This window comes from Enterobacter sp. SECR19-1250 (genome assembly GCF_013391025.1).
Lineage (GTDB): Bacteria > Pseudomonadota > Gammaproteobacteria > Enterobacterales > Enterobacteriaceae > Enterobacter > Enterobacter cloacae.
This window is the reverse complement of record NZ_JACASJ010000013.1, coordinates 61,918-70,924: the sequence shown is the minus strand read 5'-3', so window position 1 is coordinate 70,924 and position 9,007 is coordinate 61,918. Positions and strand designations below refer to the sequence as shown.

The following is a 9,007-nucleotide window of genomic DNA, read 5'->3' as shown; positions in this document are numbered from 1 at the left end:
CCCAGTGAATGAGCGTGTTAATGACACCTATCGATGTGTACCTGGCGAATAACTTAAGCACTTTCTCATCCAGAAAAATGTAAAACCATACTTTATCACCTTTAGGGTAATTTCGTTAAGAGTTGTCCGAGGTTTTTTAAACCACATATGGTTTATTGTGTATGATGAACTCACCAACTAAGGGGGTTCTTATGCACATTAAACGGTGGTCACTATGTCGCACACGTTAACCACGGAAACGCTGAACCAGGGGCTTAGCCTGAGCGCGCTAATGTCTGTGGTCGCGGGTGTGCCGCCGGAGGTGGCTTTAGGGGCGCTCGCTGGCGCGGTAATTTTTGTTACCTCGGCGGTGGAGTATCCCATAAAGCGACGGTTACTTCTGGCGTTCCTCAGCTTCTTCTGCGGCCTTCTCTTCTACAAAGCGACAGCATCCATTCTAATCGGCATTGCCAGCATGATCCCCACGATTACACAGGACTCTTTTGAGAAGGGCATTGTGTTTTCTGCCGGGGCTTTCGTGTCGGCTATCGTCGCTGTCCGCATTGGCATCTGGCTGTATCACCGTTCTGAAAATCCGCGCGACCTGATTCCGGGGAGAAAAGACGATGACCAGTCCTGAGCTCATCCTGAACGCCGCTATATGCGGCGGCATTGCAATCCGAGTCCTGCTGTTCCGCCGTGACGGGTCACGCCATCGCTGGTGGGGCGGGTGGCTCGCCTATCTGCTGATCGTCGTTGCTGCCAGCGTTCCTATCCGTACGTTCTACGGGGACTACGTCAGCGCTGACTGGTCAGAAATCATCATCAAAGCCGTGTTCCTGGCTGCGCTCATCAAGACAAAAGGGAACGTGGTGCAAATTTTCAAGATAACGAGGTCCCAGCATGGACATTAAACAATTCCAGCGTGCAGCTGGCATCAGTGACGTGCTGGCCACGCGCTGGTATCTGCACATCACCGCGGCCATGAAAGAGTTTGGCATCGAGCATCCTCTGCACCAGGCGATGTTTATCGCGCAGGCGGGGCATGAGTCTCGAGGATTTAGTCGATTGGTAGAGAGCATGGATTACAGCATAGCTGGACTGGCTGATTTTGTTCGATACGGCAGGCTAACACAGGGTCAGGCTAACGCGCTGGGCCGCCGATCGTATGAAAGAGTGCTTCCTATTGAACGCCAGCGTGCCATTGCAAACCTGGTGTACAGCAAACGCATGGGGAACAACGGGCCGACAGACGGCTGGTTTTACCGCGGGCGCGGGCTTATCCAGATTACCGGCCTGAATAACTACCGCGACTGTGGCAACGGCCTTAAGGTTGATCTGGTTCAGAAGCCCGAATTGCTGGCGCAGGACGAATACGCAGCCCGCAGCGCGGCGTGGTTCTTCGCCACCAAAGGCTGCATGAAGTACACCGGTGACCTGGTGCGCGTCACGCAGATCATCAATGGCGGCCAGAACGGTATCGACGACCGTCGCGCGCGGTACATCACTGCCAGCAAGGTGCTGGCGGTATGATCTGGGCATTCGTCAAAGCGTACTGGAAACAGTTGCTTATCGTGGTGATGCTTGCTGCTCTGGTAATCGGCGTAGTGGTTGCCTGGAATGTACACGGCAGCCGCCAGTACGATGCCGGGTATGCGCAGGCAAAGGCAGATCAGAAAGAGGCCGACGCAAAATTGCGTTTGCTGAAAGAACAGGAGAAAGCGACCAATGAACGTGAAGCGCAGCAGAGGATCGACCAGGCGCGTAATGATGCTCTTGATGCTGCCGCTCGTGCTGGCAGGTTGCAGCAACAGCTCGTTGCCATCCGTGAGCAGCTCAGGCAGTATAACGCCACTGTCGGCGCTGGGACGTCAGCCGCAGACACCGGAGTTTTGCTTGCCGACGTGCTCAGCAAATCTCTCGAGCGAAACCGACAACTGGCAGAGTACGCTGACCGGGCCGCAGAAGCAGGACGAGTCTGTGAAAAGCAGTACGACTCACTGACCCGGTGACATGGCATTTTTCATGGTACTGATTTCCGGTGACGGTATATAAAACGGTACGGTGAAAATCAGGTTGCCGAAAGTTGTTACCAGTCAATTAGTTATGCATGCCGTAAATAATTGAGTGGGAATAATCCCCCTCTGAGTTAACACCAAAACCCTCTGCCTGTGCAGGGGGTATTTTATTTCCTTACTTCCCTTCACCCAACCTATACGCCAGCGCCACCACCAGCGACTGCACCAGGCACAGCGTTGCCGACTGAGATCGAAACGCATCCACCTGCGCCTCTTTCACCACAAAGCAGAGATCGCTAAATGTCGCCAGCGGGCTAATCTGGCTGTCCGTAATCACAATCTGCCGCGCGCCGACGCTGGCGGCGGTTTCGCTGACCATCACCGTCTCTTCCGCGTATGGGGAGAAGCTGATCGACACCACAATGTCGCGCGCCTTAATGCGGCTGATCTGCTCACGCAGCATGCCGCCCATGCCGTCGAGCAGAATCGGGCGGCACTCCAGGTGGCTTAAAGCATAGGTGAGATAAGCAGCGACGCTAAAGGAGCGGCGCAGTCCGGCAATGTAGATGGTGTCCGCGTCGGCCAGCAGCTGTACGGCGCGCTCCAGCATCTCCGGTTCGGCGCGGGCGGCCAGCTGCTGCAGCGCCTGCGCGTTCGAGCGGGCAAACTCCTGCAGGATATCGAGCGGCGTTTCCGGCACGGCTTCGCTCTCCATTTCGCGGAACAGCCGCGCGCGATCGCTGTAGCTGGCGGTCTCCTCCACCAGGTTCATACGAAACAGCTGTTTCATCTCGTTGAAGCCGGTGAAGTCAAAGGCATTGGCAAAACGGATCAGCGTCGAGGGCGGCACATCGGCACGCTCGGCAATGACCGCAACCGTATCAAACGCCACACTGTTCGTATTATCCAGTACATAGCGGGAGACCTGCTGCAGCCTCTTGCTAAGGCTATCGTAGCGATCGCGGATTTGCTGCTGCAGTTCGTTCAGGCTGGTTGCTGTCGTCATGTTATCCCCCAAATACAGTCTTATGATTCTAAACGCAAAACCGCGTCTTTTAAATGTTGGCCATCCATCTGGCAGCAAAAATGAAACAGAAACTTCACTCATTTCATCGCCTGAAAATCCTTAATAGCGCACGCTGCGTCAGTGTTGTTGGCTGTTAACATAAAAATCCATCCTTGATCACAATAATCATTATTTATTTTATTTCAACTTAAAATGGAATATTTGTTTCATATATAGTGTTCAGTACACAGTGTTCAGGTAACAGTCACGTATCAACAGCGAGAGGTTAAGGATGGAGACGGTAGCGAATTTTATTCACGGCGAATGTGTCACCGGTTCAGGCCAGCGCGTTCAGGCGATCTTCAACCCGGCCACCGGCGAGCAGATCCGTCAGGTGGTGATGAGTACGGCACAGGAAACGGAGCAGGCGATTGCCGCCGCGCAGCAGGCGTTTCCGGCGTGGGCGCGTCATTCTCCGCTTAAGCGCGCGCGTGTGATGTTCCGCTTCAAAGCGCTGCTGGAAGAGAATATGGAACGTCTGGCCCGTCTTATCAGCGAAGAGCACGGCAAGGTCTTCTCCGACGCGGTAGGCGAGCTGACCCGTGGCCTGGAAGTGGTGGAGTTCGCCTGTGGCATTCCGCATCTGCAAAAGGGTGAACACTCTGCCAACGTGGGCACCGGTGTGGACAGCCACTCGCTGATGCAGCCGCTCGGCGTCTGCGCCGGGATCACGCCGTTTAACTTCCCGGCGATGGTGCCGATGTGGATGTTCCCGATTGCGCTGGCGACCGGCAATACCTTCGTGCTGAAACCGTCAGAAAAAGATCCCTCTCTGGCGCTCGCGCTGGCAAAACTGCTGAAAGAGGCCGGCCTGCCGGACGGCGTGTTTAACGTGGTGCAGGGGGATAAAGAATCCGTTGATGTGCTATTGACCGACCCGCGCGTGCAGGCCGTGAGCTTTGTTGGCTCTACGCCGATTGCGGAATATATCTACCAGACCGCGTCCGCCCACGGCAAACGCTGTCAGGCGCTGGGTGGGGCGAAAAACCACTGCATTTTAATGCCGGATGCCGACATGGAGATGGCAACCAACGCCATTATGGGCGCGGCCTACGGCGCGGCGGGGGAACGCTGTATGGCGCTTTCAGTGGTACTGGCGGTGGGCGATAAAACCGCCGATGACCTCTGCGTCCGTCTGGAAAAACAGATTGCCGCGCTGCGCGTTGGGCCAGGGCTGGACCAGACGCCAGAAAACGAAATGGGGCCGCTTATCTCCTCCGCGCACCGCAGCAAGGTGCTGGGCTACATTGACAGCGGGGAAGCGCAGGGGGCGAATCTGCGCGTGGACGGCCGCAGCTTTAGCGTGCAGGGTCACGAGAAGGGCTATTTTGTCGGGCCGACGCTGTTCGATAACGTCACCCCTGAGATGACGATCTATAAGGAAGAAATTTTCGGCCCGGTGCTTTCTGTGGTGCGCGTAGCAGATTACGCCAGCGCAGTGGATCTGATTAACCGCCATGAATATGGTAATGGTTCAGCCATTTTCACCCGCGACGGCGGCTGCGCGCGCCGCTTCTGCGAAGAGGTGCAGGCGGGCATGGTGGGGGTTAACGTGCCGATCCCGGTGCCGATGGCGTTCCACAGTTTCGGCGGCTGGAAGCGCTCGATTTTTGGCGCACTCAACGTTCACGGTAACGACGGCGTGCGTTTCTACACCCGAATGAAAACCGTCACCGCACGCTGGCCGGAAATGCAGCAGGAGACAGGCGCTGCGTTCTCCATGCCGACGCTGGGCTGACAGGAGGTTTTATGCAAACCGAACGTATGACCATGGCCCAGGCGCTGGTCCGGTTCCTTAATCAACAGTACGTCAGCATTGATGGCATTGAAACGCCCTTCGTGGAGGGCGTGGCGACCATTTTTGGTCATGGCAACGTGCTGGGCATCGGCCAGGCGCTGGAACAGGATCCGGGCCATCTGCAGGTAATGCAGGGCTGTAATGAGCAGGGCATCGCCCACATGGCGACGGGATTCGCCAAACAGCATCGCCGTCAGCGCATTTTCGCCGTGACCTCCTCCGTCGGGCCGGGAGCCGCCAATATGATCACCGCGGCGGCAACCGCCACGGCGAACCGTATTCCGCTGCTGCTGCTGCCGGGGGATATCTACGCCAGCCGCCAGCCGGACCCGGTGTTGCAGCAGATCGAGCAGTATCACGATCTCAGCATCAGCACCAACGACTGCTTCCGCCCGGTCTCCCGCTACTGGGACCGCATCAATCGCCCGGAGCAGTTAATGAGCGCCATGTTAAATGCGATGCGAACGCTCACTGACCCCGCAGATACCGGTGCGGTAACCCTTTGCCTGCCGCAGGACGTGCAGGGCGAAGCCTGGGATTACCCGCTGAGCTTCTTCGCGCGTCGCGTGCATCACATCGAGCGTCGACCGCCAGATCCGCAGCGTCTGGCGCAGGCGCAGGCGTTGATTGCGCGTAAACGCCGTCCGCTGGTGGTGTGCGGCGGTGGCGTACGCTACTCCGGCGCGCATGAGGCGTTGCGCGAATTTGTCGAGACGCTGCATCTGCCGTTTGCCGAAACCCAGGCCGGAAAAGGGGCGCTGGTAAGTGACCACCCACTTAATATGGGCGGGGTGGGCGTGACGGGCGGAATGGCCGCCAACCAGCTTGCGCCGCAGGCCGATTTAGTGATTGGCGTGGGGACACGTCTTACCGATTTTACCACCGGCTCCAAGGCGCTCTTTTCCCACCCGGACGTCGAGTTTCTGCTGCTGAACGTGGCCGAGTTTGACGCCCTGAAGCTTGACGCCACCGCGCTGATTGCCGATGCCCGGACCGGACTGCAGGCCTTAACCCACTCGCTCAGGGAGTATCGCAGCGGCTGGGGAGAGGAGATTGCGCAGGCAAAAGCCGCCTGGCACGACGAGTGCCGCCGTCTCTGGGATCGCCAGTGGCGCCCGGACGAGGCACCGGAAGTGGCGGGCCATCTTGATGCCCAACTGACGGAATATGGCGAGACGCTCAACACCCGCCTGACCCAGACGCGGGTGCTGGGGCTAATTAATCAGCATGTTGAAGATAACGCCATCGTGGTTGGCGCAGCCGGTTCGCTGCCGGGAGATTTACAGCGCCTCTGGCAGGTTAAAACGCCTGATACCTATCATCTGGAGTACGGTTACTCCTGCATGGGTTACGAGATTGCGGCGGCGCTTGGCGCGAAGCTTGCCCGACCCGGGCAACCGGTTTACGCCATGGTGGGGGATGGCTCTTACATGATGTTGCACTCCGAGTTGCAAACCGCGGTGCAGGAGGGCATTAAAATCACCGTTCTGCTGTTTGATAACGCCAGCTTTGGCTGCATTAATAACCTGCAGATGGGACATGGAATGGGAAGCTTTGGCACGGAAAATCGCCACCGTAACCCGCAGACCGGGCAGCTTGACGGGCCGCTGGTGAAGGTCGATTTCGCGCAAAACGCGGAAAGCTACGGCTGTCGCGCGTGGCGGGTACATGATGAGCAAAGCCTGCTGGCGGCGCTGGAGGCGTCCCGCGCCCATCCAGGCCCGACGCTGCTGGACATCAAAGTGCTGCCGAAGACCATGACCCACGATTACGCCTCCTGGTGGCGAACCGGCGATGCGCAGGTAGCAGCGTCTACTGCCGTGCGCGAAGCCGCGGCGCAGACGCAGGCGCAGGTGAAAAAAGCACGTCAGTATTAAGATTTTCCGCCTTAACGAAATTTTCATTTCATTTTTCTTTTTCCCCTCACCCTAACCCTCTCCCACTGGGAGAGGGGATAGTTCGGTGCGGTTTTCCCTCCCTCTCCCTGAGGGAGAGGGCCGGGGTGAGGGGAAGATGTCCTCCCTCCCATGTTGTGAGATTGATAACAAAATTTATCTCATTCATCTCAAAAGTGTTAACCCACACTCAAAAACATAATTTTCACTATTTATAAAAATGAAATAAATGTTTTATTTAAAGGGTCGTTAGTTCACAGCATTCACCAACACCGGGAGCCGTTATGTTTAACATTGCTTTACTGGGCGCTGGCCGAATTGGCCAGGTACATGCAGCTAACATCGCCAGCCACAGCGCGACCACGCTCTGGTCCGTGGTTGACCCGAATCAGGAATTTGCCACCCGTCTCGCCACGCAGTACCAGGCCCGCCAGCAGAGCCTGATTGAGGCGATGACCGACCCAGACGTTCATGCCGTGCTGATCGCCTCGGCGACCGATACCCATGCGGACCTGATTGAAATGGCCGCCCGTCATGGCAAAGCCATCTTCTGTGAAAAACCGGTACACCTCGACCTCGCCCGCGTGCGTGACTGCCTGAAAGTGGTCAAAGAGTACGGCGTGCCGCTGTTCATCGGCTTTAACCGTCGCTTTGACCCGCAGTTCCGCCGCGTGAAAACCGACGCGCAGGCCGGGCGTATCGGCAAACCGGAATCGCTGCTGATCATCTCCCGCGATCCGTCTCCACCACCGGCGGAGTATGTCCGCGTCTCTGGCGGCATGTTCCGCGATATGACCATTCACGACTTTGATATGGCGCGCTTCATCATGGGTGAAGAGCCGGTGTCAGTGTATGCCCAGGGCAGTAACCTGGTGGATCCGGCGATTGGCGAGGCGGGGGACATCGACACCGCATTTATCGTTCTGAAATATGCCTCCGGCGCAATGGCGACCATCGTCAACAGCCGCCGCTCCTCTTACGGCTACGACCAGCGCCTGGAGCTACACGGTTCTGAAGGGCTGCTCTGCGCGGGCAATATTCTTGAAAATCAGGTGCAGCACTACGGCAAACAGGGCTGCACCAGCGCGCTGCCGGAACACTTCTTCCTGCAGCGCTACAAATCCGCTTACGCCGCGGAATGGGAACACTTTGTTGCGGTATTGCGCGGCGAAGCGGTGCCTGACTGCAGCGGCGATGATGGTGAACGTGCGCTGTACCTCGCGGATAAAGCGCTGGAGTCGCTGCGTAGCCAGCGCGAGATCGTCCTCTAAACACAACCACCCTACACAGAGAGACATAATAATGAAAAAGCTGATCTTAGCCGCCCTCATCGCCATGACGTCCGGGGCCGCCCTCGCCGAAAACGAGCAAATTGTTTTCAGTACGCCAAACCTGGCGATGCCGTTTGAAGTTCACATGCAGCGCACGGCGGTGAAAGCCGCAAAAGAGATGGGCGTCAAGTTGCAGGTGCTGGACGGGCAGGGCAGTTCACCAAAACAGGTGGCTGACCTGGAAAACGCCATCACCCGCGGAGCGCAGGGGTTCATCGTCTCCCCGAACGACGTGAACGCGGTCTCCAGCGCGGTGGATGAAATTCAGGATGCGAAGCTGCCGGTGGTCACCCTTGACCGCTCCGTCGACAGTCAGAAGAAAGTGCCGCACTTTGGTGCCAATAACTACAAAGGCGGCCAGGCGATTGGCGACTTCGTGAAAAGCAAATTCCCCGACGGGGCAGAGATCATTCTGCTCACCGGTCAGCCGGGCTCCTCTTCCAACATCGAACGCACCAAAGGGATCCGCGACAGCCTGAAAGCGGGTGGCGATAAATACAAGATCGTCGCCGATCAGACCGGCAACTGGATGCGTTCTGAAGGGATGCGCATTGTAGAAAGCGTTCTGCCGTCACTGCCGAAACGCCCGCAGGTGATCCTCTCTGCCAACGATGATATGGCGCTGGGGGCGATTGAAGCCCTGCAGAGCCAGGGCGTGAAGCCCGGTGAAATCCTGGTAACCGGCTTTGATGCGGTTCCTGAAGCGCTGGCTCGCGTGCGTGACGGCTGGCTGGCGGTGACTGCGGATCAGCGCCCGGGCTTTGCGGTGCAAACGGCAATGAGCCAGCTGGTGGCCAACGTGCGTGAGAAGAAAGCCATCACCGGCGCGGACTACCCGCCAACGCTTATCACCAAAGAGAACCTGCAGCAGGCTGAGCGTATCGGTGAGGCCGGTAACTAATATGTCCCGAGCCGCCTTT

The 9,007-nt window shown here is 57.5% G+C and carries 9 protein-coding genes; 8 read left to right on the top strand and 1 reads right to left on the bottom strand.

The genetic code is table 11. The features are described 5' to 3' along the window. Nucleotides 1-214 precede the first annotated feature (214 nt). The 4 genes from HX884_RS05700 to HX884_RS05685 are packed head-to-tail and all read left to right on the top strand — an operon-like array spanning nucleotide 215 to nucleotide 1,991. Nucleotides 215-619 (top strand): putative holin, encoded by a 405-nt coding sequence (locus HX884_RS05700; RefSeq protein WP_058670544.1) that lies wholly within the window; start codon nucleotides 215-217, stop codon nucleotides 617-619. After that, nucleotides 606-893, top strand: a complete 288-nt coding sequence (locus HX884_RS05695; RefSeq protein ID WP_032634966.1) for a phage holin family protein — start codon at nucleotides 606-608, stop codon at nucleotides 891-893. Before HX884_RS05700 ends, HX884_RS05695 begins: the two co-directional genes overlap by 14 nt. Continuing rightward, nucleotides 883-1,512 carry a glycoside hydrolase family 19 protein gene (locus tag HX884_RS05690; protein ID WP_032634967.1) on the top strand — a complete coding sequence of 210 codons (630 nt, stop codon included), beginning with the start codon at nucleotides 883-885 and terminating at the stop codon, nucleotides 1,510-1,512. The genes HX884_RS05695 and HX884_RS05690 overlap by 11 nt, the downstream gene beginning before the upstream one ends. Next, complete coding sequence (locus tag HX884_RS05685; protein WP_178327830.1) at nucleotides 1,509-1,991, top strand: DUF2514 domain-containing protein; 483 nt, start codon at nucleotides 1,509-1,511, stop codon at nucleotides 1,989-1,991. Before HX884_RS05690 ends, HX884_RS05685 begins: the two co-directional genes overlap by 4 nt. Before the next feature lie 181 nt (nucleotides 1,992-2,172). Here HX884_RS05685 and HX884_RS05680 read toward each other — a convergent pair whose 3' ends face one another. Continuing rightward, nucleotides 2,173-3,003, bottom strand: a complete 831-nt coding sequence (locus HX884_RS05680) for a MurR/RpiR family transcriptional regulator (protein WP_008502123.1) — start codon at nucleotides 3,001-3,003, stop codon at nucleotides 2,173-2,175. Between the two features lie 292 nt (nucleotides 3,004-3,295). Between HX884_RS05680 and HX884_RS05675 the strand changes: the two genes are divergently transcribed. From HX884_RS05675 to HX884_RS05660, 4 genes are all read left to right on the top strand, one after another. Beyond that, a complete protein-coding gene (locus tag HX884_RS05675; protein ID WP_045901235.1) occupies nucleotides 3,296-4,801 on the top strand; it encodes a CoA-acylating methylmalonate-semialdehyde dehydrogenase in 1,506 nt (501 codons plus the stop codon). Between the two features lie 11 nt (nucleotides 4,802-4,812). Beyond that, nucleotides 4,813-6,738 (top strand): 3D-(3,5/4)-trihydroxycyclohexane-1,2-dione acylhydrolase (decyclizing), encoded by a 1,926-nt coding sequence (gene iolD / locus HX884_RS05670; RefSeq protein ID WP_178327829.1) that lies wholly within the window; start codon nucleotides 4,813-4,815, stop codon nucleotides 6,736-6,738. Nucleotides 6,739-7,040: 302 nt separating this feature from the next. Continuing rightward, nucleotides 7,041-8,027, top strand: coding sequence for an inositol 2-dehydrogenase (iolG, locus tag HX884_RS05665; protein WP_029882253.1), 987 nt, complete (start codon nucleotides 7,041-7,043; stop codon nucleotides 8,025-8,027). Between the two features lie 31 nt (nucleotides 8,028-8,058). After that, on the top strand, nucleotides 8,059-8,988 hold the full coding sequence (locus HX884_RS05660) for a sugar ABC transporter substrate-binding protein (protein WP_013098256.1): 930 nt from the start codon (nucleotides 8,059-8,061) through the stop codon (nucleotides 8,986-8,988). The last annotated feature ends 19 nt before the right edge of the window (nucleotides 8,989-9,007 follow it).